Origin of the sequence: Paenibacillus dendritiformis (assembly GCF_015845845.1) — a bacterium.
In the GTDB taxonomy this organism is placed as follows: domain Bacteria; phylum Bacillota; class Bacilli; order Paenibacillales; family Paenibacillaceae; genus Paenibacillus_B; species Paenibacillus_B dendritiformis_C.
In genome coordinates this window covers 15,714-40,724 of sequence record NZ_LDIG01000061.1, presented here as the reverse complement: position 1 = coordinate 40,724, position 25,011 = coordinate 15,714, and the positions used below count along the sequence as shown (strand labels likewise).

The window sequence follows — 25,011 nt, the reverse complement described above, 5'->3', positions numbered from 1 at the left end:
ATCGGTGCTCTCACCTCCCTCACGGAGCCTGCCGGGAAGCCCGGGATCATGGCGAGTCTCGGCGATCCCATTATATTTCTTTCTTCCGCGTTTGGCAGGGATATTATTGTATAAAGGAGGGATAATTTCCCACGATCAATAATCCGCAATAGACAACTGCCGCCATCCCCTTCGAGGAGACGGCGGCAGCCAATCCTTACATTCCCCCGGAATGCTCGGCCGATGCGGACTTCCGGATCCTGATTCCGCTCCAATCGGTACGGTAGAACCGAACCATGAGCGAGATGCCCAGCACCATCAAATACAGGTACAGCGACAGCCATGCGCCGATGCTGCCCCATTCGAACACATAAATGAACAAATAAGCCAGCGGGACGAAAATGAGCCAGCTCGTCACAAGCGACGCGCGCATCAGGAAGGTCGTGTCCCCGATTCCGCGCAATGCGCCGGCGTAGAAATTGTACAGCGCATCGAACAACTGCAGGAACGCCGACGTCATAATCAGAATTCCGGCCAGATGGAACACTTCCGGTTCGGTGCTGTTGTACAGCCGGGCGATCGGCTCCGCGAAGACGAATTCGGCCGCGCCCAGCAGCAGAATGAAGATCGAGCCCATCACCGCGACGTCCGTTCCGGCGCGCCGGCCCTTGAGCGGCTCCCCGCGCCCGACCTCCTGTCCGACCATTATGGTCGCCGTCGCGCCGAAGGCGAACGCCGGCATGAAGCCAAAGGCCATCACGTTCAAGGCAATCTCGTTGGCCGCCAGGGCGGTCGTGCCCAGCCGGGCGACGAACATCGTAAAGATGTACATCGAGAGGCTCATCGAGAATTCCTGCAGGCCCAGCTTGAAGCTCTCCCCGCCCAGCTCCTTCACCTCGGACGCGCGGGGGCGTACCCCGATCCGCGTATGGAACTGCTTATTTTTCGCGACGAAGAAGACGAACAGCGCCAGCACGAAGCCGACGGCCTCCCCGGCCAGAATCGCATATCCCGCTCCGTTCAGCCCCAATTCCGGCAGGCCGAAATGTCCGAACGTCAGCGCGTAGACGAGCGTGACTATCGTCACATTACTGACGATGGACAGAATCATCGATGTGCGGGTGTCCCCTACGCCCCGCAGGAAGCCGTGCAGCGCGAACGAGACGATGCCGAAGGCCTGCGCGATAATCCGCAATTGCAAATAATAAGTGCCCTGATCCGCAATCTCCTTCGAGCCGGTCGTGAGCCATAGAATTTGATCGGAGAAAAAGATACCGATCACAAGCAGCAGCAGCCCGACCAACGCGCTGATGTAGAGCGCGATATAGGTGCGCCGGATGCCGTTACGCATATCATTGGCGCCATAGTTCTGCGCGACGAGATAGTTGACCGTATGCCCGATGCCGGAGAACAGGGCAAACGCATTGTAAATGATAATATTGACCACCCCGACGATCGCAATGACCATCGCGCCGAGATGGCCAACCATAATCAGATTGATCGTGCCGACTACGGTCTGCGTCGCGAAGGAGAGCAGCGACGGGATCGCCAGCAGCAATATATTTTTCCAGTTTTTCACGTGATGGACCACCTTTTGCTCATGACAGCGAAGTCCGTTTCATGAGGACGAGTTCATCATCGGCAGGCTTCTGCCGGCCATGAAGGCTTGACTTCCAACCTGTCGCCTTTTCCATCAAGCGGATCTATGTTACCAGATTTCTTCCTTGCTTGGATATAAAAAAATCAGGCCTCCCTTCAGCGGGAGACCTGATTCAATCGCAGCTTTACAGCTTCTTCATTTCTTCCTTCAGCAGCTCGGACTGGGTGCCGAAGACGACCTGCACATTGCCTTTGCCCAGGCGCATGACGCCGGCGGCGCCTTGCCCCTTCAGCCCCTTCTCGTCGACCAGCGACTCATCCTTCAGCGTCAGCCGCAAGCGAGTGATGCAGGCATCGAGAGAAGTGATGTTATCCTTGCCGCCGATCAGCTCCATCACTTTGACGGCTTTGTCATGCAAGCTCGAATTCGCCGCCCCCTTCTCTTCTTCCTCGGACGCCTCGGCGTCATCCTCCCGTCCCGGCGTCTTCAGGTTCAGCTTCACGATCATGAAGCGGAATAGGAAGTAGTAGACGACGAAGTAGACGAGACCGATCGGAATGAGCAGCAGCGGCTTCGTCGCAAGACCGAAGTTCAGCGCGTAGTCGATAAAGCCGGCCGAAAAGCCGAATCCGTGCTTGATGCCGAGGACCGCCGTAATGACGCCGGACAAGCCGGCCAGCAGCGCATGCACCACATACAGCACCGGCGCCACGAACATGAAGGCGAATTCTATCGGCTCCGTAATACCCGTCAAGAACGAAGCGATGGCGACGCTGACGAAGGCGGAAGACACCAGCTTGCGCCGTTCCGGCTTCGCCGTATGAATAATCGCCAGCGCGGCGCCCGGCAATGCGAACATCATAATCGGGAAGAATCCGGTCATGAACAAGCCCGCTGTCGGATCGTGGTGGAAGAAGCGCGCAATATCCCCACGGTACACCTCTCCGGCATACTCGAACGATCCAATTTGGAACCAGGCGACGTTATTGATAATATGATGCAAGCCGGTCGGAATGAGCAGCCGGTTGACAACCATAAAGATACCGGAACCGATCGCTTCCAGACTGACGACCCAGTTCCCGAACGCGTCGATCGCTTGTTGAATCGGCCCCCAGATAATGGCTACCGGAATCCCGATCACGAGAATCGACAGAGAAGTAACGATTGGAACGAAACGTTTGCCCCCGAAGAAGCCAAGCCAATCCGGGAGCTTGATATCATGATACCGTTTGTACATGAACGCCGCGAGACATCCTGTCAAGATGCCGCCAAGCACGCCCATATCGAGCACCAATTCATCCGGAATAAATGCGAATACTTTCGGCGTCGTGGCCAACACCTGCTGCAGAATAACATGCGCGATGACGGCAGCCAAGGCCGCAACCGCATCGCCGGCCAGACCGATCGCTACGCCCACGGCAAAAATGAGCGGCAACTGCTTGAAGATCGTGTCGCCGCCCGCCAGCAAGTACGGCGCGACGTATTGGTTCATGAAGCCGCCGACCTTCGCCCCAAAATGAAACTCATTGACATAATCGATGGCGCCGAAGCGCAGCAAGATGGATGCTGCAGGCAGTGTTGCGACCGGCAGCATGAGGGCACGGCCAATTTTCTGCAAAAAGCCTAGCATGGAAGGTATCCTCCTTTAGAGAGTTAGTTAAAGTATGGATTAAAGGTTGAAGAAATATTCTCCAACCCGTCATCACCGCAAATCGCCACGCCGGAGGCCCGGCATCGAAAAAAGGCATGAGCCTGCAGCAAGACACACCCGCGCGAGCGGATGGTCCCGGGCAAGCTCATGCCTAGTCGAACTAGTAACACGCTTGAGACGCTATGATGTTCTATCCTATTCGGTATCCCGGCAGATTAGACGATTCACCCGCAGCGCGCTATGGGCCGCATTGGCTTCCGGGAGCACTCCGGTTGAGGTTCCCTGGGCTATTCTACGGTGTTAGGAGTTCTTAGGATTCTCCCATATATTCCTCGATTTCGTTTTTGATAATCGTGACCTGCGGCCCGTAAATGACCTGGACGCCGTTGCCTTTCACAATGACCGCCTTGGCTCCGGTTTCCTTCAGCTTATCCTCCTGAACGCCATCCACCTGGAATACCGAGACGCGAAGGCGGGTGGCGCAGCAATCCAAATCTTTAATATTGTCCTGTCCGCCAAGCGCCTGAACGACGGCCTTGGCTCTCGCCTCTCCGGCAGACGCTTCTTCCGCGGACGCATCCCCGTCCTTGGCTGCTCCGCCCTCCGCTTCTTCCTCGCGGCCCGGCGTTTTCAAGTTGAATTTGACGATCAGGAACCGGAACGTGAAATAGTACAAGCAGAACCAGACAACGCCGATGACCGGAACCATCAACCAGTTGGTCTTGGCTTGACCCTGCAGCATTCCGAAGAGAATAAAGTCAATCAAGCCTCCGGAGAAGGTTTGCCCGATCGTAATCTCAAAAATATGCGCCAGCATGAAGGCCAGGCCGTCAAAAAACGCATGAATCACGTACAGGAACGGCGCGATGAACAAGAACGAAAATTCCAGCGGCTCCGTAATTCCCGTCAGGAAGGACGTCAGCGCGGCGGACAGCATCAGACCGAAGACCACTTTCTTTTTCTCCGGCTTGGCGGTGTGATAAATCGCCAATGCGGCGCCCAGCAAGCCAAACATCATCGTAATAAAGCGGCCGGACATGAACCGCGCCGTACCAATGAAAAATTTCTCTGTGCTCGGATCCGCCAACTGGGCGAAGAAAATTTTCTGCGTCCCTTCAACCAATTGCCCGCCGACTTCCATCGAGCCTCCGAGACCCGTCGTCCAGAAAGGCATGTAGAAGATGTGATGCAAGCCGAGCGGACCAAGCAAACGCAGGATGAACCCGTAGAACAATGTGCCGATATAGCCGGTCGCTTCCACCAGCCCGCCCGCCTGGAAAATAACGGACTGAATCAATGGCCAGACGAAGTACATCACGACGCCGACGAAAATCGCGGCAAACGAGGTCACGATCGGGATAAAACGCGACCCGCCGAAAAATCCCAAAAACTGCGGCAATTGAATTTTATTATAACGATTATGAAGAATCGAGGTGGCCAGACCGATAATGACGCCGCCGAACACGCCGGTTTCCAGCGTCTGGATGCCCAGAATCATGCCTTGGCCGACGGAAGCGAGATTATCCGCCGCCAGGTTGCCTGTAATGACGAGCATGGCGCTAATCGTCGCGTTCATGACCAGATAAGCAAGCCCGGCCGCGAGACCTGCCGTTCCTTTGTCCGCCCGGGCCAGGCCGACGGCCACGCCGATGGCGAACAGCAGCGCCAGGTTGGCGAACACGATGCTGCCCGCGCTGCTCATGATCGTAAAGACGTGCTGCAGCCAAGGCACATCCAGGAACCGATAGGTGCTCACCGTATTCGGATTGGACAGCGCCCCGCCGATACCCAGCAAAAGTCCTGCAGCAGGAAGGACCGCAATAGGGAGCATAAATGATTTGCCAAATCGCTGCGCTTTCTCAAAGAAGTTGCTCATCTTTATTTTCCCTCTTTCAGCAAAATGTAGTTGCTTTCTTGGGAGTGGTGTGAAATTGCGATCAGGTTCCCGCTAATGAACCGCAATGACTCAAAGATATCGTGGCGTAAAATCACTACAAGTATGGATTAAAGGCGGAAGAAATATTCTCCAGTCTCTCGTCGCCTCGCTTCGCCGCCGCGACGGCCCGCGAAAAAAGGCATGAGCCTGCAGCAGAACGACACCCGCGCAAGCGGATGGTCCCGAGCAAGCTCATGCCTAGTCGAACTAGTAACACGCTTGATTCGATATGTTGCTGTATGTTATTCGGCATCCCGATGGAATAGACGGTACAAGTGCATGGCAATATAGGCGGTCTCGTCTTCCGACACCGGCGCTTTCAACTGAGCGCTCATCAGCTTGGCGCATTCTCCGGCGACCTCGTATTCATAAGGAGCCATCTCCTGCATCCGGTCACGGAACGGATTCCGGGAATGCTGGCCTTGGCGGATACGCTCTATCGCGAAGCGCAGATGGGTGACCAGCCGCAAATAATCGATGCTGTCCTTCGGAATCGGACTGCCCCGCCGCGCCTCGATAAGGCCGACCAGTTCCCGCAGCAGATGATTGTGCTGGACTACATTGTTCACAGGGACATGGGCGACGGCCGATTGAATATGGATCGTCAGGAACCCGATTTCATCCTCCGGCACCTCGACGCCGAATTGATGTCCAATAATCTCGGCTGCACGGGAAGCGAGCTCGTATTCCTTCGGGTTCAGCGTCCGGATTTCCCATAGGAAAGGATTTTCGATCTCAATCTGATGCCGCAGCCGGTACAGCGCATACTCGATATGGCTCGGCAGCGCAAGATGAATATGCTCATTCAGATCGGGAGTCAGATCGGAAGCCACCAGGGAAATAATCTGTTCCGATACGTCAATCACTTCTGGATCAATCTGCTCGAACAGCATCTGATATTGCGAGAGATTCTGCTTATTATCCAAATAAAACGTCTTCTCAATTCGCGTATCGCCGGAAAATATCGGCTGCCCGGGCTTCGCCCCAAACCCGATTCCTTTTCCCATGAGAATGGTTTCCTTGTCCGTCAGCACTTCCTTCGCCAGCACAACATTGTTGCTTAAGGCCCGAATAATCTCAAAGCGGCGTTCGCTAGACAACGGTAAGCTCCTTTCTCATCAGATGGGTGATTGCGAGCAGAAAATGGAAACGGTTACGAAAAAATCGTCATCTCTGTAAGTTTATTGTAGGGCAACATGCAGCTAGCTTCAATAAAAAATAAAAAAAAGTCAAGATTTTGATGAACAATGTCGAAAATTGTCAAGCTTGAGGGAGAATGCCCTATTCTTCCTCCCTCAAGCCTGCCCAAGCTGCCTTAGCGTCTCATTATATCGTCAACTCCTGAATCGCCGGAATGCGTTCGACGACAAGATACTGGATCTCTTCGGCCGTCGTCAGCCGCAGCGCTTCCTCGGCCAACGGCTTCATCGCTTCCCGGTCGAGCTTGCTCAGCAGCACGCGCGCCGGAAGAACCGAGCTGGCGCTCATGCTGAACTCATCCAGACCGAGGCCAAGCAGCAGCGGAATCGCCTTGAGATTGCCGGCCATCTCTCCGCACATGCCGGCCCACTTGCCGCGGCTGTGCGCCGCGTCGATGACCATCTTAATCAACCGCAGCACGGACGGATGGAACGGCTGCGACAGATGCGAGACCTGCTGGTTCATGCGATCGGCAGCCATCGTATATTGAACCAGATCATTGGTGCCGATGGAGAAGAAGTCGACTTCTTCGGCCAACTGGTCGGCGGCAATCGCCGCGGCCGGCACCTCGATCATAATTCCGACTTCCATCTCGCGGTTGTAAGCCACGCCTTCGGCATCCAGCTCCTTCCGCGCTTCGGCGAGCAGTTCGTTCGCTTCCCGCAGCTCGGTAATCGTCGCGATCATGGGGTACATCAGCTTGATATTGCCGTGCGCGCTGGCACGGAGAATGGCTCTCAACTGCGTCTTGAACAGATCTTTGCGGTCAAGACAGAGCCGAATCGCGCGGTAGCCGAGGAACGGATTCATCTCCTTCGGCAGCTCCAGATAAGACAATTCCTTGTCTCCTCCGATATCGAGCGTACGAATGACGATCGGCTTCTCCGGTCCCATCGTCTGGCAGACCGCCGTATAAGCATGATACTGCTCCTCTTCCGATGGGAAGTTGTCGCGGCCCATGTACAGGAACTCCGTGCGGAACAGGCCAACGCCTTCCGCCCCGTGATTCCGCGCGCCCAGGGCATCCTGCGGGTTCCCGATATTGGCGACCAGCTCGACCCGATGGCCGTCCGCGGTCACCGAAGGACGATCCTTGTACTGCTTCATCTCTTCCCGGCGCAGCTCGAACTTCTCCTTCTTCTCCCGGTAAGCAGCCAACGTCTCGGCATCGGGATCGATCAGCACGATGCCGCTGGAGCCGTCCACAATGACCATCTGGCCTGTCTTGACGCTGCTCATCGCGTCCGTCAGTCCGACCACCGCCGGAATCTCCATCGAGCGGGCCATAATCGCGGAGTGCGACGTGCGTCCGCCTGTCTCCGTCACGAATCCGGCCACCTTGGACCGATCGAGCTGGGCCGTATCGGATGGCGTCAGATCATTGGCGAACAGGACGACCGCCTCGGCGAAATCGTTCAGCGAAGCCGCCTTGGCCCCGGATAGATGGCGCTGCACCCGCTTGCTGACATCGCGGAAGTCGGCTGCCCGCTCGCGCAAATATTCATCATCCATGCCGGCAAAGATCGCGACCAACTGCTCGGTCACCTCATGCAGGGCATATTCGGCGTTCACGTTCATGTCCCGAATCTGCGCGATCGCCTGCCCGATGAATTCCTCATCCTCCAGCAGGAGCTGATGCGTGGCGAAAATCTCCGCCTCATGTTCTCCGAGCCGGGCCGCCGTGCTTGTCTTTATCTTCTCCAGTTCATCCTTCGACTGTGCAACCGCATTCTGAAGCCGCTCCACTTCTGCATCCGCTTCGCCGGGAGCGATGTCTATCCGCTCCACCGAAGCTTCCTGCTCCTGCAGGACAAACGCTTGCCCGATAGCATAGCCGGAGGCGGCGGCAATCCCTTGTAGCAGCATGACGGTTCCTCCACTCCTTCTGTTCTCAATCCCGTCTGTATCGTGTCTATTCTGTCGTATCGGCATATCTTGGCCGTTCGTCATATCTATAACCGTATCTCGCGCGAATTAATCGAGAACCGATTCCAACACCGCGCCTACGGCATCAATCGCCTGCTCGGCCCGGTCGCCTTCGGCCGACACCGTAATCACGTCGCCGGCTTTCATGCCGAGCGTCAGGACGCCCGTGATGCTTTTTGCGCTTACTTTACGGCCGTTGAACTCCAGCGACACTTGCGCGTCCGGGAACTCGGCCGCTTTTTTCATAATGGCTCCCGCCGGACGAGCATGCACGCCTTGCGGATTTTTGATCGTGAATTGCTTCTCCATGATGGCCTCCTCTTTCAAATGAACCTATTTTTTCATGACGATTTCCATAATTTCCGTCTCATTCGCCTTGACGGGCCCCAGCTTCGCCTTCAATTCATCGACGGCATCGCCATTCGCGACGACGACCGGCGTGATGACAGGAAGGCCGGCTGCGCGAATCTTATCCATATCGAACTCGATCAAGACATCGCCCTGCTTCACTTTGTCTCCCGACTTCACATGCGGGGTGAACGGCTCGCCCTTCAAAGACACCGTATTCACGCCGATATGGAACAGCAGCTCCAGCCCGGATTCATGCCCCAGAACGAGCGAATGATGGGAATCAATCAGATGGATGATGTGCCCGTCGAACGGAGCGACCAGCACTCCTTGCTCCGGCTCAATCGCCACCCCGTCTCCGATAATTTTTTGGGCGAATGCCGGATCCTCCACTTGTTCGAGAGACACGGCTTTGCCTGTTATAGGTGCAACGACCGATATCGTTTTCTTCTTCTTGCCAAATCCAAACATGTGAATTCCTCCTCGTAGTAAGCACTGATGATGCCCTGCCGCGCATCCGCAGCCGAAGCACGGAATAGGACCAAATAACGGGAATCCCTGCAATGTCGTTATCTATCGTACATAACAAAAAAGGCATGGGCTGAAGCACGCAGTTCACGCTGTGAACGGCCGCTTAGCTCATGCCTAGTCGTACTAGTAACACGCTGCTTGCAGTGTAAATGTCAACACTATTCTAACATGAGCGCATACGGGATGCAAGCGTGTGAAACTGCTGTTACCAAAATGACATAATCGCCAAGAGCTGTAAATGGGCGGTTATCCATTAAGATGCGCGTTCCGGAATAAAATCATACCGATGACCTGAACGGCCCGCTCCAAAACGGGGAAAACGCAGCGCAACTATGCGGTTGCTGCCGCCGCGGCCCAGCCCCCGCTTTGTGTATAGTGGAAGAAGCCGCGCCTATAGATTCCATTTTATGTAAATCACGAGAGGTCCATATCTTCCCGTCGCTTACGCTCTTCCCCCTGTCGGTCTTGCAACGCCTTTTGCATGCGGCTGGGTCCGCCAATGCTGCATCTATGCAGTAATTTGATCGGTTACCGGGTTGAGGCTTGGGAAATCCTGCAAAACTGCAGGAATGTGGGGGCCTACGGATTTAGGAGAGGGGTTAATTCTGTAAATGCAGGGGGGCGGTGTCTGCGGATGGAAGCTCCGGGAATTCTGCAAATGTGCAGCATGGTGATTGCTGCCGGATTGTGGCCCGGGAATCCTGCAAAACTGCAGGAATATGATTGTCACCGGGTCTAGGCTTGGGAAATCCTGCAAATGTGCAGGAATAACGTGCGTTGGGGCTTAGAATAGTGACAAGTTGGTATAAAAAGATGCAGTTTTGCAGCATTTCCGCCAATGATCGCTTCTAAGGGCGGGAAATGCTGTACTTTTGCAGCTTTGGTCCGCCTTTAGTTCTTACTTTCCGCCAAAATAAAAAAGCCCGCCTCTCAATCCGGAAGCTGGGCATAATAACAAGCTATTCCTGCCTGCTCGAGGGCCGATGCCATCTCTTCCGGCAGTTCGTGATCCGTAATGCACGCCGTCAACTCCTCGATGGAGGCGACCGAGAACAGGGAGGCCTTGCCAACCTTCGTATGATCGAATACGGCGATCGTCTGCTGGGCCTGCCGCATCAGCATCTGTGCGGTCTGCGCTTCCAGCTCGGAGTACGTCGTAATGCCCTTCGCCGGGGAAAAACCGTCAATCCCCATGAAGAGCTTCTCGATGTTGAGATGCTCGATCGTGCGCTCGGCTAGCGGTCCGCACAGCTCGAAGCTGTTGCTGCGCATGACGCCGCCGATGACGACGACCTGAATGCCGTCGCAGTCCGACAGCTCCATCGCGATGTTCACGGCGTTGGTGACGACGGTAATGCCTTGCCGTTCCTTCAACTGCTTCGCGATCAGGAAGGTGGTCGTGCCGCCGGTTAGACAGATGCTGTCGCCTTCTTCAATGAAGTCGAGCGCCCGCTTGGCGATGGCTTCCTTCTCCAGCCACAACAACTGGCGCTTCTCGACGAACGGGACTTCACGGATTGCTCCCGCTCCTTCGAATATCGCTCCCCCGATAGTGCGAATCAGCTCGCCCTTCCGCTCCAAAACGTCCAAATCCCGGCGGGCCGTCGCCTCCGAGCAATCGAAATTCTCGATAATCTCCGGAATCGTAATGCGGCCATTCTGCTTCAACCGCTGTAAAATCTGCCTGCGGCGCTGCTCGCCTTTGGATAACGTCTCACTCATTCCTCATTACACTCCTATCATGACTCCCCGCCTCAGGGACAGGCCGGGTCCCCTAAGAAACAACGGGAGCTCTCTCCCGCGATATCCGCCCCACCGCCTCCTGAAGGGAACCGCAACGCGAAATGGCCGGCTCACAAGCCATGGTTGCCCCGCCCGGAGCCGGCGCCATCGCTTCTATTCAATGGCTACGAACTGGGTCAGGTTGCGCGGATCATCCGGGTTCAAGCCGCGGGTTACCGCCGTATAATAACCATTATATTGTACAAATGGCAAATACAAAACCGCCCGCGCTTCATCGCTCGCATCTCCATGCCCCACCTCGAAGACGAGATCGGCAAATGCGGTGTCCGCTCCCGCTTGAGCGGTAATTATCACGATCGTCGCGCCGTACTGCTTCATCTCTTCCGCCACCTTCAGCTCGTAGGAGCGGGCTTGTTCGGACAGCAGAAGCACGATCTGGGTGTTCGCATCGACGATCGACTTCGGGCCGTGGCGGAATTCCAACGTGCCGTAAGCTTCGGTCCATGTATACGTCATTTCCTTCAGCTTGAGGCAGGCTTCCAGCGCCAAGCCATACAGCGCGCCCATGCCGAGATAGATCGTTCTGTCGAATTGATGCGCTTCGACCCATGCTTTCACCTTGTCATCCGCCATTGTAACCAACGCCGCATCAGATTGCAATACGGCTTCGAGCTCGCGATAAACCGCTTCATTGCCGGACGCAAGCGCGATGGCGGCCTGCATGAGGAACGTCATGCTGCTGAGCGATTTGGTCATGACCGTGCTCTTCTCCGCTCCCGACGGAGAGACGAGGCATTCCGTCATCTTCGCCATTTTGCTCTCCGGATGACATGTAATGCCGCAGGTCGTCCAGTTCGGCAAATCGGCGGCCGATTCAAGCGCCAAAATGACTTCATGCGATTCGCCGGAACGGGATACGCCGACCAGCAGCGTCTTCTTGGATGGGGTCACGGTCTGGTTGCGGAACAAAAACAGCTCCGAGGAAGGGATGGCGGACGCGCTCTTGCCCGTCCATGCCCGGTACGTGGCCGCCATCGTCATCGCCTGGTACCAGGATGAGCCGGATCCGATAAATACAATCTCCTCGAACTGCGCATTCCCCACATATTTATCTACCCATCCGCGCTGGGACTGAAGTTGATTCCATGCGTCTTGAAGCGCGGCAGCCTGCTCGCCGATTTCCCGGTACGTATGCGTATCTTGAATTGACATCTCCCAAATTCCTCCCTTATAATCATCTTAAATGAAATTATAAATCAAAATTTTGATTGAATCAATCATCAATTGCTGGAGGTTACAATTATGGGACATCTCATCAGCTCAACTTCAATGCTGCAGGCCGCCCGCGAGCAAGGCTTCGGAATTACCGCATTCAATGTGCACACCCTGGAAATGCTGCAGGCGGTAGTGGAAGCGGCCGAAGACACCCAATCTCCGCTCATTTTGCAGACAACGGTCGGCACCGTGAAGCATCTCGGTCCGGAATATATCGTGGCCGCGGCGACGACCGCGGCGAAGGTCTCCTCGGTCCCGATCGCGCTCCACCTGGATCATTGCACCGACTACGATCTGATTGTCCGCTGCATCCGCGTAGGCTACACCTCGGTCATGATCGATGCCTCCATGCATCCTTATGAAGACAATGTGCGGATGACGCAGGAAGTCGTGCGCGTCGCCCTGGCGGCCGGGGTCAATGTCGAAGCCGAGCTGGGCAAGGTCGGCGGCGTGGAGGATGATATCGTCGTCGAGGAGGAAGACGCCCGCCTGGCCGTACCGGAGGAATGCGCCGCCTTCGTCGCCGCGACCGGCGTGCCGACGCTGGCGCCTGCGATCGGAACGGCGCACGGCATCTATAAAGGCGAGCCGAAGATCGCCTTCGATCGGCTGGAGCAGATCGCGAAGCAAGTCCCGGTCCCTCTTGTCCTTCATGGCGGTTCCGGCATTCCGGAGGATCAGGTAAAGCGCTGCGTCAAGCTCGGCATGGCGAAGATGAATGTCGCGACCGAGCTGCGCATCGCCTTCTCCGATGCCATTAAAGCGGTATTCGCGGCCAATCCGGATGAGAACGATCCGCGGAAATATATGGTTCCTGCCAAGCAAGCCGTGAAGGCGCTGGCGATTCAGAAAATGGAGATGGCCGGCTGCCTCGGCCAGGCGAACGCCGTCCGCTAATCTCGCGGGCCAACTCAAGGGAACTTCACGGCGGCGGAATCGCCGTCCACTTTTATCTGGTTAGAATAGCGCGATACCCGCCCGCTTATTGCCGCTGCAGCCCAGACGTATCCGCCATTTCGCCATCTTTTGAGCGGACGGAACGGGATTCCCTGCAGAAGCCCAATTGTTGAAAGGAGAAGCGACATGATTACGACCGTGACGCTGAACGCGGCGATCGATAAAACCTATATCGTACCCGGCTTCGCGCTCGATAAGCTGTACCGGGTGGAGCAGATGACCGCCACCGCAGGCGGCAAAGGGATCAATGTCGCCCGCGTCATTTATGCGCTGGGCGAAGAAGTGACCGCCTCCGGGTTCGCCGCCGGCTTCCACGGGCAGATGATTTTGCACAAGCTGAACGAAGAAGGAATCTCCTCCGACTTCGTTCCCGTGGAAGGCGAATCCCGGGTGTGTCTCAACATTTTGGATCCGGGACGCGGCACGCAGACCGAGCTGCTGGAACAAGGCCCTTCCGTATCTCCGGACGATCTCGACGCGATGCGGGACAAAGTGGCGGCGCTCGCCGCCCGCTCCTCTCACATCGTGTTCTCGGGGAGCCTGCCGCAGGGCTGTGCCCCCGCTCTGTACGCCGAATTGATCGAGATTGCGCGCCGCGCGGGCGCGCTCCCGATTCTCGACACGAGCGGCGCGGCATTGGAGGAAGGCGTGAAGAGCGCGCCCGCGCTGATCAAGCCGAATGAGCATGAGGTAAGCAAGCTGACCGGCGGAGAATCCGGCGCCTCCGAGGACGAGGTGCTGCCGGCCATCCGGCGGCTGATGGCCTCCGGCATCGAGCGGGTTGTCGTCTCGCTCGGCGCCCGCGGCGCACTGGCCGGTGTCGGCGGCGCTCTCTACCGCGTGTCCCTCCCTGCGGTCAAGGCGATCAATCCCGTCGGCAGCGGGGATTCCATGGTCGCCGGGCTTGTCGTGGCCGATAAGCGCGGCCTGTCTGCCGAAGACGGCCTGATTCTCGGCGCCGCTTGCGGGACGGCCAACGCGCTGATGCCCTCCGCCGGGCAAGTGCGGCTGGACGATGTCGAGTCGCTTCGCACCCAAATCCAAGTCGAACGGATCGGATAAAACCGCAACAGGCCGCCTGTCGTGCAAGATGCACCGCAGGCGGCCTGTTCGCTTCCGGCTGCTATTCATTCCTTCTCCTTCGCAGCAGCGCATAAACGAACGCATAGGTGGCCGGAATCCGCCCGCCCGGGCCGCCGAAGCGCTCTTGATACACCTGTGTCATCCGGCGGTACAGGGAGGGGCTCATGCCGGAGGCGCCCGCTGCGTCCGCCTCCAGCGCATTGCCTGCCCCGATGCGGCGGACCTGGGCCAGCATCTCCGGCACGCTGCCGTATTCATAACGGCAGTTCGCCTCTTCCCAGAGCAGGAAGGGCCCGGCCGCAGCCCGCGCCCAGCCGTGCCAATCGGCCGCGGAGGGATACGCCTGCCCGCGCGGACGGGGCGCACGGCCCTGCTCGGCGTCCGCCTGCCGGAACGCGGCATGCAGCTCGTGCAGCGTGCCCGGCAGGAACGTGGCGAAGGCCAGCAGCCCGCCGGGCCGGAGCAGGTGCACGAGCCGCCGCAGCGTCGCGGCCGGCGCGTTGAACCATTGGAAGGCGGCGCTCGACACGATCAGGTCGTAGCCGCCTTCCGGCTGGGCTGCCGCCCACGCCTCGGCGTCGGCGGTGACCGCCCGCAGCTTCCCGCCGGAGCAGCCGTGGCGGCGCAGCTTCCGCTCCGCTTGGCGAAGCATGGCCGGGGCCAGATCGAGCAGCGTCAGCTCCGCCGCAGGATAATGCGGCCAGAGACGGACGGCCAAGCCGCCCGTGCCGCAGCCGATGTCGGCGATGCGCGCCGCAGGCCCCTGATGATGCTGCCGCACCCGCTCCGTCAAGCCTGCGGCCATCGCCTGCTGCACTTCCGCGTAGCCGTCATACTCCGCCGCATGTCTGCCGAAGCGGCGGGCGACCAACTTCTTATCGATCTGAGCGCCTACACTGCCCGCTATCGGATCATTCTCCGTCCCGGGCCGCATTGTCTGTGCTTGCTTCATACCACGCGCTCACCTCCTCTCGCCATGCCTCCGGATGCGACAGGAACGGCGCATGCCCCGCATCCGGAAGCAGGACGGTTCGCAGCCCGTGACCGAACGATGCCTGCGCCCGCTTCATCGCGGCACGCGGGCACACGCGATCGTTCGCGCCGTGCAGCCACAGCAGGCGCGGCCGTTCCGCCGCGGGGAGCGCGGCGATGCGCGCCCACTCCGGGGCCAGATCCGCCGCCTCCAAATAGGCGAGCCCCGCATCAAGCCCGGCTGGCGTAAATCCGGGAGCGGCGGCCAACTGGCGCCACAGCTTCTGCGCCAGCAGCGGCTCGCCGGGGCTGGCCGGGCCCGCATCCAGCTGGCCGAGGAACGCCAGCAGCGTCTCCTCCGGCGCCTGCGCCAGACGGCGCCGCATGCGGGCCAGCACGCGCGGCGGCCAACCCGCTTGCCCGGTGCCGTCGGCGAAGCGCAGCGTCGTGCCGACGAGCAGGGCGCTCTCAATGCGCGGCAGATCCGCCCATTCGCCGTTCCCGGCGGCGCGCCCGGCCAGCAGCTCGATCGCCAGCATGCCGCCAAGCGACCACCCGGCGACATGCCACGGACCGTCCGGTTCCTGCCGGAGCGGAGCGCGCACCGCCTCCCGCAGGTCATCCGCCGTCTCGCACGCGGCGAAGGACACGTACCGGTGCGCGAACATCGGCAAGTCCTGCGCGAGCGGACGCCACACCTCGGCACTCAAGCCCCAGCCGTGAATCCACAGCAGCTTCGCCTGCTGGGGCGGCCGGGGCCGCCCGAGCGCCCCGCTCATGGCCGCGCCTCCGCGGCCAGGCGCACGACCGCATCCGCCGCCTGCATCAGGTCGGAGTCGCGGTGCGCCGGAGTCGGCGCGAAGCGAATGCGCGCCGTCCCCTCGGGCACCGTCGGCGGGCGAATCGCCACGCCGGCGACGCCCGCCTCCGCAAGCGCGGCGCTGAGCGCGACCGCGCGCTGATCCGTGCCGCACAGGACCGGCACGATATGGCTCTCCCCGGGGCCCGTGTCCAGCCCCCCGGCTTGCAGCCGCGCGCGGAACAAGGCCGCCTTGCGCATCAATTCGGCGCGCGCGAAGTCGGCAGCGCATACGTCGAGCAGCCGCTGCCGAATGAACGCGGCCACCAGCGGCGGCAGCCCCGTATTATAAATGAGCGTCCGCGCCCGGTTGATAAGGTAGCGGACGACGATGTCGTCTGCGGCAACATAAGCGCCGACCGCGCCAAAAGCTTTCCCGAAGGTGCCCATGATGATATCCACCTTCTGATGCAGTCCGAGCGCATGGCACAGCCCGCGCCCGCCGGGTCCATACACGCCGCCGCTGTGCGCCTCGTCGACCATCAGCATCGCCCCGTAGCGCTCCTTCAGCGCCACGAGATCGGCAAGCGGCGCCACCGTTCCGTCCATGCTGAACACGGCGTCGGTCACGATCAGCAGGCGCGCCCGCCGCGACGGGACGCCCGCACCTCCGGTGTGCCACTGCTTTAACGCCTTTTCGAGCCGGTCCATATCCCGGTGCGGATAACGGATATGCTGAGCCCGGCTCAAGATGATGCCGTCCGTAATGCTCGCATGATTCAGCCGGTCGCTGAAGACGACGCCGCTCCGGCCGACCAGAGCCGGAATGACGCCGGCATTCGCCATGTAGCCGCTGCTGAACACGAGCGCCGCCTCCGTTTCCTTAAAGGCGGCCAATTCCCGCTCGAGCGCGTCATGCTGCGGATCATGACCCGTGATGAGCCGGGAAGCCCCGGAGCCGATGCGTACGGCCGGCTCGCCGAGGCGGCGGCACTCCGCCGCAAGCCCCGCCCAGCCATCGTCATCAAGCCATGGCTCGAAGCCAAGATAATGATTCGAAGCGAGATGAAGCAGCCGCTTGCCGCCCCGCTCGATCCATCCGTGCTCCAGCCACGCCGCCGGCTCCAGCTTGCGCAGACGGCCCGCCTCTTCCAAGGCGTCCAGCTCGGCGCGCATCCAATGCCAACGCTGCTCTGAATCGGCCGCAGCCCTCATCGGCTCCATCACAAGGCGCACCGCTCGACTTCGAACCCGAGATCCGCGATCATCTGGTGATCGGCGGTCGCCTCTTGCCCATCCGTCGTCAAATAATCGCCGACGAACACCGAATTGGCCGCATAGAGCGCCAGCGGCTGCAGCGAACCGAGATTGACCTCCCGCCCGCCGGAGGCGCGGATCTCCTTCGATGGGCACACGAAGCGGAACATCGCGAGCGCCTTCAAGCAGCGCCGCGGGTGGAGATCATGCAGATGGCCGAGCGGCGTCCCCGGAATCGGATTCAGAAAATTGACCGGAATCGAGTCCGCATCCAGTTCCCGCAGCGAAAATGCGACGTCCACCAACTGCTCATCCGTCTCTCCCATTCCCATAATGACACCGGAGCAAGGCGACATCCCTGCTTGCTTCGCTGTATTCACCGTATGCACCCTATCGGCGTATGTATGGGTCGAAGTAATATGAGAATAATGGTCCTCGCTCGTATTCAAGTTGTGATTATAGCGTTCGACGCCTGCCTGCTTGAGGCGGTTCGCCTGCTCCTGCGACAAAATGCCGAGACAGGCGCAAATTTTCATCGGCATCGTCGCCTTGATCTCCTCCACGGCGGCGACCACCTGATCGAGCTCCCGCGGCGTCGGCCCGCGCCCGCTGGCCACGATGCAGTACGTTCCGGCCTGCATTTCCATCGCCTTGCGCGCTCCGTCCACCAGCACTTCCTTTTCCAGCATCGTATATTTCTCTATTGGCGCATCGGACACCCGGGACTGTGAGCAATAACCGCAATCTTCCGGACAGTGACCGCTTTTTGCGTTAATAATCAGATTCAGCTTCACCTTGTTCCCATAAAAATGCCGCCGCACCCGGTAAGCCGCATCCATGATCCCCAGCAGTTCGGCATCGTCCGCCCGCAGCACCGCCAGCGCTTCTTCCCGGCTAATTCCTTCGCCGGTCAACGCCTTATCCGCCAGCTTCCGCCAATCGGTCTGCCGCTCTTGCATTGTTTCGCTCATCATCATCGCTCCTTCGCTTTTCCCCATTCCCGGTCTGCCAGCCATTGCGTCAGCCGGGACAGGCGCATTGTGCATTGCAGCCATCGCTCCCGCCATGCCGCCCAAGCGGACGGATCAGCCGCCTGCATCCCTTCCGGCTGCGGCAGCCATGGCATCGTCCCCAATACGGGCACATTCGTCATCGCCTCGATCATGCGGACGTTCTCTTCCCTCTCTCTCTCCGATGCCGCCTCCGGCGGACCGCTGAACACGACGGCGATATCATCGACGCCCCGTTCACGAGCATAAGAGATCGCCGTTACGGTGTGACTCACGGTGCCCAAGCCGGGAGCAGCCACGAGCAGCACGGGAAGGCCCAGCCCCTGCGCCAGATCCGCCATCGTCATCTCCCGCGTAAACGGAACGGCAATCCCGCCCGCCCCTTCTGCCACCAGGAACGCGTCCGACTCCAGCCTCCGGCGGCCTTCTTCCATCAGGGCTTTCACTGAAAAGCGAATCCCTTCCCGTTCGGATGCCATCCAGGGCGCCAACGGCTCGCGCAGCGTCCATGTCGCAATATCCTCCTCGGCGAGCTCGGACATTCCGCTGCCCATCCGCAGCCGGTAACTGTCCGCATCCGGAGATCCTAATCCTACGCCGCTCTGCACAGGCTTCCAGAGGCTGAGCTTGCGCCTCCGGACCGAGTGGAGGTAAACGGCTATCCCTGAAGCAACGACCGTCTTCCCTACCTCCGTCCCGGTTGAAGACACGAATAAGCCTGCCGGATTCACCGGTTTAGGCAGTGTTTCTGGCATCATAGCGTTCTCCTCTTTTCCGTAAACCAAAATAAATTGAACCCAAGTTAACGTTACAACGATTCATTTTACAAGAATGACAGGAGGACGACAAGGCTTTGTAAACTATTTTATTGGCGTCAATCGGTTTACATATATGACAGGCTGACATAGTGAATTTCCTTTAAATAAATCAAAACTTTCGGGGCGTTTCTTGCATCTAATTCTAGAGAAGGTAAAAAGAGCTTGCTGGCGGGGATTTTTATGTCGTTTTTTAAGAAAAAAATAATAGTTCTTTATGAAGTTTCCATATGATTTAACTGCTAGATGTTGTAAGATGAACAAAGGTTTAAGAGATAGATAGTTTGGCAACTTGGATGGTGGAAACGGAAATTATGATTTATACGGATTGGTTTTATTGGCTGTTCGTGGTCGTGGCTGTCGTCACGTATCACCTTATGCCGCATCGTGTCAGACCCTGGGTGCTCTTTGCCGCCGGTGTCGCTTTTTACTACTATTATGCAGGTTCTTACCTGTTCCTGTTGCTTGCGGAAGTTGTCGCTGCCATTGTTGTCGTGAAGGTCGCGGCGAAGTGGAGCAAGCGATGGATTTATCCCGCCGGTATTCTTGGCGCCATTCTCGTGCTTGGTTATTTCAAGTACACCAATATGATGCTGGATACGTTAAATGAGTTGTTTTCGTTTTTGCATCAGCCCTTCTTGCCTAAGGCAGAGCAGATTGTGCTCCCGCTCGGCATTTCTTACTTTACGTTCGAGCTGATTCATTATTTGGTCGAACGCAAACGCGGAACTTTGCCGGACCATCGGCCGGAAGGTCTATTGTCGTTTATATTCTTTTTCCCGACGATGGTGGCTGGGCCGATTAAGCAGTTTCAGATGTTTTATCCGCAGCTTACATCGAGATTTCACATTGACCACGTGCTGACCGGAGTGACCCGGATTGGGTTCGGCCTGTTCAAAAAGCTTGTTCTCGCCGGTTCCATTGATTTGCTGGCGCAGCCTGTCTACTCAGCGGCCGGCATAGCCGAGGCGGATACCGCCAGACTCTGGATCTCGCTTGTCGCCTATACGTTCGTTATTTATTTCGACTTTTCGGGCTATTCGGACATCGCCATCGGAACAGCTCGCTTGTTCGGCATCGTCATCCCGGAGAACTTCCGCTTCCCTTATTTGGCCCGCAGCATCGCCGAGTTCTGGAACCGTTGGCACATCTCGCTCGGTTCTTGGCTGACTCGCTATGTATATTTCCCGCTCGGCGGAAGCCGCGTCCCTGCTCCCCGAGTCTATCTGAATCTGATGGCGACGATGACCGTCTCCGGTCTCTGGCACGGAGCCGCATGGAATTTCGTCGTCTGGGGCATGTTCCACGGCGTCATGTTATGCATTCATCGCTTCTACGTGAAGCAGATCAAGCCTTCATTAAAACCTGTTCCGAAGTGGCTCAAGCCGGGAACGACAACCATCGCGATTTTGATTACGTTCTTTGGCGTCACGATCAGCCGGGTGTTTTTCATTCTGCCGATTGCAGACGGATGGGATTTGATGCTCCGGCTGCTCGGATTGCGATAGGCTAACCGATTTTCGATTATTGATGGAATGGAAGTGTGAGATATAATGGCTAATTTGTTTCTGAACAAGACCGTGTCCGTCATGCTTATCTCCTTCGCTTTGGTCGGATTGCTCGGACTAGGCAATGGAGCCGATCAAGTGGTCGAACAAATGAGACAAGAAGTCGTAACGCATGCGAAAAAGGAACTCCGCGTTCCGACATACGATTCAATTGTCTATACGCCGTTATGGGTGGAATATTTGAAGGAGCAGCCGAATGACGGCAAAAAGGTCATCGGCATGTTCGGGCCTTCCACGGTATTTGGCACGACCGTGAAGAAGGGGGAGAACACCTCGGCCGGCGTTCTTCAGGTCCATATGAAAGACAGCCGCGTGCTTAACCTGGGCATTGCCGGCGGAAGATTCACGGAGACTTACGCCCTGCTCGCCTCGATGATAGACAAGGTCGATTATGTCGTCTATGAGATCAACTACGGCATCGCCGTCGTCTCGGATAATGAGCCGAATGTTGTCGTCTATCCGTCGCTTGTCGAGAAGCTGGACCAAAACATACCGCGCAGCTGGCTGGATGATTTCCCGGACAAGAACCGCCAGTCGCTTCCGAGCGACACTCATAATTGGGTGACGTCCCATTTCCTGAACAAGTGGACCCTCTATCATGATCGCGACGCGATCAGCTACCGTCTGTTCAAGACCCGTACGCCGATGGAGAAAATCCGCCGGGAAATCCAAAAGAAAGAGAATGAGAAAAAAGGGATTAAAGAAAGCTATACCCCGATGTATACCGCCTACGACAAGTTGAAAGACGCCCAGAAGGAAGGCATCGATAAGCATTACAAGGAGCTTTATCGCTGGAATAAGCCTTTCGATAAAGATAACAGCTTCGGGTTGTTCATGATTGAGAAAACACTTGATCTGCTGCAGGAGCATAATAAGAAAGCCGTATTCTATTCGGCTCCGCTGGATAAAGAGCATATTGCCAAGAAGAAGCTGTTCAACTGGAGCGAGTATACCAAGGTGATGGGGGCTTACCAGAAGCTGATAGAGTCGAGAGGCTACCCGTATATCGAATTCAATAAAGAGAAGAACAATACGATCCCGCATGAATATTATCGCGACCCGGCCCATCTTATTGACAAAGGTAATAAAATGTTTGGCGAAATCTTGTATAAGAGGTTGAAGGAATATGGAATTACAACCCCGTAGCGCCAGATTAGCCGAAACGAAAGCCCGCCGTCTCACTCATCGTGTAGGACGGGCGCTGATGATGGTAGGAGCGGCGCTCGGCGGAGCCATCGTCCTGATCGCCATCGTGCTCGGTATTTTGTTCTTCTCCGGAGAAACGCAGGAATTTATTTATATGAATTTCTAATGATGCCTGAACGGCGTACAAGTCCTTGTACGCCGTTTTCTTTTCCGTTGTTCGGGTGATAAGCGTCCACACAAGCTGTGGATGTTTGCCATATCATGCCTTTAAGTGCGATTACGGTTCTTCTGCATAATTAGGGGGAGGTGGAGATTTTTCCTATGATCTATACAGCTCTTGGTGATTCGATTACATTCGGGGAGAATGCAACTTCAGCGGCAAAGGCTTATCCCCGATTGGCCGGATCGATGTCCCGCCCTTACCGGGTATATATTCTGGCGCGTCCCGGTTGGAGCGCCTATGATTTATTGGATGCCGCGATATGGCAAGGGTCCTCCCTGATTCGCCGTTCTGACGTAGTCTCCGTATGGATCGGAGGGGTCGATTTGGCGAATGCGGCGCTGTCCGCGATTCGAAGCCGGCGGCCTTTGGCTGCCAAATTGATTTTGGGACGTTATAAGCGAATCCTTCATGCCATTCTGGCCCACATCAAAGACATCAGCCATGCCCGGGTCATTTGCTGCACGCAATATAATCCGTTTCCGAACAGCCCGCTTTCCATCATGTCGATAGACCGGCTAAATTCCGCGACCAAAGAAGTGGCCCAAAGCTGCGGCGCCACGGTCGCACCCGTTCATACGTGGTTCGAGGGCAAGCAAGCCGAACTTATCTATGGATATCGAAGAGGAAGGCTGGAAGACGCCTTGACCGGGTTCCTCCCCATCCATCCCAATGATGAAGGGCACCGGCTTATTGCCAAAGGGTTGACTCCCTATCTTGGCGCCTGCAAGCAAGCCTCCTGATCCCCTCCGTCTGCTTTGCCAATAAAGAGAGCGGAACAACATCGTTCCGCTCTCTTTTTTTGCCGATGCCCGCCCTCCTTGTCTTGCTCCCGCCGCGGCAAGCATCCGGTTCCCTGTCTTCCTTGGCGGGACGCTGTCCTCGACTTCCGAATAATGGCCTAACATATGATAACAGTAGAGAAATAGGACGCAACTCCGCTTCATCCACGCCGTCCCCCCCCTTTCACTCTATACAATGAACCATCGACACGGGAATGTAACAGTGAATTCTAAAAGTGATGTAAAATTTTCAGATCATGCTTGCTAAGATTAACTTTATTTGTTAGTATAACTGACGAACGTTCGTTAATATTGAGGTGATTCGATTGAAAAGCGAAGAAATTAAGGATGCGGCTTTGAAATATTTCACCATGCATGGTTATGAGGGAGCATCCCTTTCTCTTATTGCGGAAGAGGTCGGCATGAAGAAGCAATCGATCTACGCCCATTTTAAAGGAAAGGACGATCTTTTTCTGCAAGTGCTGCGAGACGCGAAGGAGACGGAGCTCTCTTCCAAGCTTCAATATTTTAGCAGCATAGGCTCTCTGCATCCCGAGAAAGCTTTATATGGATTTCTGCAACTGATCATCGATCTTTTCCAAAAAAATGAGCAGCTCACGTTTTGGCTGCGCATGTCTTTTTTTCCGCCCGCTCATCTTGCCAAGGCGATCGAACAGGAAGTCATCGATATCGAAGAAAAGGTGCGGGCCGTGCTGGAACGCAAATTTCAGGATTGGATCGATGAGAAAACCATCGTCGAAGAGGCGGCGAAAACGCCAACCCTCGCCTTCCTGGGCGTCGTCGATTCCATTATGCTGGAGCTTGTGTACGGCGGCAACGACGAGAAACGGCTGAAGGAGAAAGTGGAGGCCTCCTGGACCGTCTTTTGGCGGGGAATTGCACATCCTTGATTGACAGAAAGAAAGTGGTTGATGATATGAAGAAAACAATCAAAGAACAAAAAGCGGTCTTGCTGATTCTGCTAAGCAATGTATTCATTGCCTTCCTGGGCATTGGACTTGTCATCCCCGTCATGCCGTCTTTCATGAACATGATGCATTTGTCAGGCAAAACGATGGGCTACCTGGTCGCTGTATTCGCCGTGGCCCAACTGCTGATGTCGCCGCTTGCGGGGCGCTGGGTCGACCGTTTCGGCCGCAAGAAGATTATCATCATCGGCTTATTCCTGTTCAGCGTGTCCGAGCTCGTCTTCGGGTTGGCCGGGAATGCGGCGATGCTTTATTTCGCAAGGCTGCTGGGAGGAATTAGCGCCGCCTTTATTACGCCGGGGGTTACGGCTTATGTGGCGGACATCACCTCCATTCAAGAACGGCCGAAAGCGATGGGCTATGTCTCGGCCGCCATTAGCACCGGCTTCATTATCGGGCCCGGCATCGGCGGCTTTATCGCCGAATACGGCATACGCATGCCCTTCTTCTTTGCGGCGGGAATCGCCTTTTTCGCCTGCATTTTATCCGTGTTTATTTTAAAAGAGCAGCTCACGAAGGAGCAGCTTGCGGAGATATCCGCGAACGCAAAGCAAAGCAGCTTTCTGGCCGATATGAAAAAATCGCTTCAACCGATCTACTGCATCGCATTTATTATCGTCTTTGTACTCGCTTTCGGTTTATCGGCATACGAAACGGTGTTCAGCCTCTTTTCCGATCATAAATTCGGCTTCACGCCAAAGGATATTGCCGTCATTATTACGGTAAGCTCCATTTTCGGAGTCGTCGTGCAGATCTTTATGTTCGGTAAAATGGTCGAAATACTCGGGGAAAAGAAGCTGATCCAATTGTGCTTGATTACCGGGGCTATCTTGGCGGTGGTGTCCACCGTCATCTCCGGATTTTGGATCGTGCTGGCCGTAACATGCTTCATCTTCCTCGCCTTTGATCTGCTGCGGCCGGCCTTGACGACATTTCTGTCCAAAGCGGCAGGGAAAGAACAGGGCTTTGTGGCCGGAATGAACTCCACCTATACGAGCTTGGGCAATATCGCCGGACCGGCGATGGCCGGAATGCTGTTTGATGTTAACATTCACTATCCTTTCCTGTTCTCCGCCGTCATTATGGTCATCGGCCTTGGCATTACCATGATGTGGAAATAGAAGCAATTTGCAGAAAACGTAGAGGAATAAGTTGATTTTATGGGCAGATGTCAGCTTCGCTGGCACTGCTCATTCTCAACCCTACGGTGCCACCCCCGTTCCC

Annotated in this window: 21 protein-coding genes; 7 read left to right on the top strand and 14 right to left on the bottom strand. The window is 56.8% G+C overall.

Annotated elements, in window-relative coordinates; genetic code table 11:
• Window positions 1-196 precede the first annotated feature (196 nt).
• From ABD76_RS02690 to ABD76_RS02650, 9 genes are all read right to left on the bottom strand, one after another.
• Window positions 197-1,558, bottom strand: a complete 1,362-nt coding sequence (locus tag ABD76_RS02690) for an MATE family efflux transporter (protein ID WP_197254070.1) — start codon at window positions 1,556-1,558, stop codon at window positions 197-199.
• Between the two features lie 205 nt (window positions 1,559-1,763).
• Window positions 1,764-3,209: an N-acetylglucosamine-specific PTS transporter subunit IIBC gene (gene nagE, locus ABD76_RS02685; protein WP_197254068.1), complete on the bottom strand. Its 1,446-nt coding sequence runs from the start codon at window positions 3,207-3,209 to the stop codon at window positions 1,764-1,766.
• Window positions 3,210-3,540: 331 nt separating this feature from the next.
• Window positions 3,541-5,106 (bottom strand): glucose-specific PTS transporter subunit IIBC, encoded by a 1,566-nt coding sequence (ptsG, locus tag ABD76_RS02680; RefSeq protein ID WP_197254066.1) that lies wholly within the window; start codon window positions 5,104-5,106, stop codon window positions 3,541-3,543.
• Between the two features lie 302 nt (window positions 5,107-5,408).
• Entirely contained in the window at window positions 5,409-6,266 is an 858-nt protein-coding gene (glcT, locus tag ABD76_RS02675; protein ID WP_197254064.1) for a glucose PTS transporter transcription antiterminator GlcT, read from the bottom strand.
• 226 nt (window positions 6,267-6,492) lie between these two features.
• A complete protein-coding gene (gene ptsP / locus ABD76_RS02670; RefSeq protein ID WP_197254056.1) occupies window positions 6,493-8,232 on the bottom strand; it encodes a phosphoenolpyruvate--protein phosphotransferase in 1,740 nt (579 codons plus the stop codon).
• Window positions 8,233-8,340: 108 nt separating this feature from the next.
• Window positions 8,341-8,601: an HPr family phosphocarrier protein gene (locus tag ABD76_RS02665; protein ID WP_197254055.1), complete on the bottom strand. Its 261-nt coding sequence runs from the start codon at window positions 8,599-8,601 to the stop codon at window positions 8,341-8,343.
• Between the two features lie 24 nt (window positions 8,602-8,625).
• Complete coding sequence (locus tag ABD76_RS02660) at window positions 8,626-9,111, bottom strand: PTS sugar transporter subunit IIA (protein ID WP_197254053.1); 486 nt, start codon at window positions 9,109-9,111, stop codon at window positions 8,626-8,628.
• Between the two features lie 990 nt (window positions 9,112-10,101).
• Entirely contained in the window at window positions 10,102-10,893 is a 792-nt protein-coding gene (locus ABD76_RS02655) for a DeoR/GlpR family DNA-binding transcription regulator (protein WP_197254051.1), read from the bottom strand.
• A gap of 174 nt (window positions 10,894-11,067) precedes the next feature.
• The gene (locus ABD76_RS02650; RefSeq protein WP_197254049.1) at window positions 11,068-12,126 is read right to left on the bottom strand and encodes an SIS domain-containing protein; all 1,059 of its coding nucleotides are present in this window, start codon (window positions 12,124-12,126) and stop codon (window positions 11,068-11,070) included.
• Window positions 12,127-12,216: 90 nt separating this feature from the next.
• On the opposite strand from ABD76_RS02650, the gene ABD76_RS02645 reads away from it, so the two are divergent.
• Together ABD76_RS02645 and pfkB are read left to right on the top strand one after the other, a co-directional pair.
• Window positions 12,217-13,086 carry a class II fructose-bisphosphate aldolase gene (locus tag ABD76_RS02645; RefSeq protein WP_197254047.1) on the top strand — a complete coding sequence of 290 codons (870 nt, stop codon included), beginning with the start codon at window positions 12,217-12,219 and terminating at the stop codon, window positions 13,084-13,086.
• 186 nt (window positions 13,087-13,272) lie between these two features.
• Complete coding sequence (gene pfkB, locus ABD76_RS02640; RefSeq protein WP_197254045.1) at window positions 13,273-14,208, top strand: 1-phosphofructokinase; 936 nt, start codon at window positions 13,273-13,275, stop codon at window positions 14,206-14,208.
• Between the two features lie 61 nt (window positions 14,209-14,269).
• Here pfkB and ABD76_RS02635 read toward each other — a convergent pair whose 3' ends face one another.
• From ABD76_RS02635 to bioD, 5 genes are read right to left on the bottom strand one after another with little or no spacing between them, the layout of a single operon-like run.
• A complete protein-coding gene (locus tag ABD76_RS02635) occupies window positions 14,270-15,181 on the bottom strand; it encodes a methyltransferase domain-containing protein (protein ID WP_197254043.1) in 912 nt (303 codons plus the stop codon).
• A complete protein-coding gene (locus ABD76_RS02630; RefSeq protein ID WP_197254041.1) occupies window positions 15,141-15,980 on the bottom strand; it encodes an alpha/beta fold hydrolase in 840 nt (279 codons plus the stop codon). The genes ABD76_RS02635 and ABD76_RS02630 overlap by 41 nt, the downstream gene beginning before the upstream one ends.
• A complete protein-coding gene (locus tag ABD76_RS02625) occupies window positions 15,977-17,224 on the bottom strand; it encodes an aminotransferase class I/II-fold pyridoxal phosphate-dependent enzyme (RefSeq protein WP_197254120.1) in 1,248 nt (415 codons plus the stop codon). Before ABD76_RS02625 ends, ABD76_RS02630 begins: the two co-directional genes overlap by 4 nt.
• Window positions 17,224-18,234, bottom strand: coding sequence for a biotin synthase BioB (gene bioB, locus ABD76_RS02620; RefSeq protein WP_420901913.1), 1,011 nt, complete (start codon window positions 18,232-18,234; stop codon window positions 17,224-17,226). Before bioB ends, ABD76_RS02625 begins: the two co-directional genes overlap by 1 nt.
• Entirely contained in the window at window positions 18,231-19,025 is a 795-nt protein-coding gene (gene bioD / locus ABD76_RS02615; protein WP_242069312.1) for a dethiobiotin synthase, read from the bottom strand. Before bioD ends, bioB begins: the two co-directional genes overlap by 4 nt.
• Before the next feature lie 341 nt (window positions 19,026-19,366).
• Between bioD and ABD76_RS02610 the strand changes: the two genes are divergently transcribed.
• The 5 genes from ABD76_RS02610 to ABD76_RS02585 all read left to right on the top strand — a co-directional run bounded on the left by ABD76_RS02610 (window position 19,367) and on the right by ABD76_RS02585 (window position 24,908).
• Entirely contained in the window at window positions 19,367-20,590 is a 1,224-nt protein-coding gene (locus ABD76_RS02610) for an MBOAT family O-acyltransferase (protein ID WP_242069311.1), read from the top strand.
• A 45-nt stretch (window positions 20,591-20,635) separates the two neighbouring features.
• Complete coding sequence (locus ABD76_RS02605; protein ID WP_197254039.1) at window positions 20,636-21,796, top strand: hypothetical protein; 1,161 nt, start codon at window positions 20,636-20,638, stop codon at window positions 21,794-21,796.
• A gap of 321 nt (window positions 21,797-22,117) precedes the next feature.
• Complete coding sequence (locus ABD76_RS02595; protein ID WP_197254035.1) at window positions 22,118-22,759, top strand: SGNH/GDSL hydrolase family protein; 642 nt, start codon at window positions 22,118-22,120, stop codon at window positions 22,757-22,759.
• A gap of 365 nt (window positions 22,760-23,124) precedes the next feature.
• Entirely contained in the window at window positions 23,125-23,709 is a 585-nt protein-coding gene (locus ABD76_RS02590; protein WP_197254033.1) for a TetR/AcrR family transcriptional regulator, read from the top strand.
• A gap of 14 nt (window positions 23,710-23,723) precedes the next feature.
• Entirely contained in the window at window positions 23,724-24,908 is a 1,185-nt protein-coding gene (locus ABD76_RS02585) for an MFS transporter (protein ID WP_338125012.1), read from the top strand.
• Window positions 24,909-25,011: the final 103 nt, after the last annotated feature.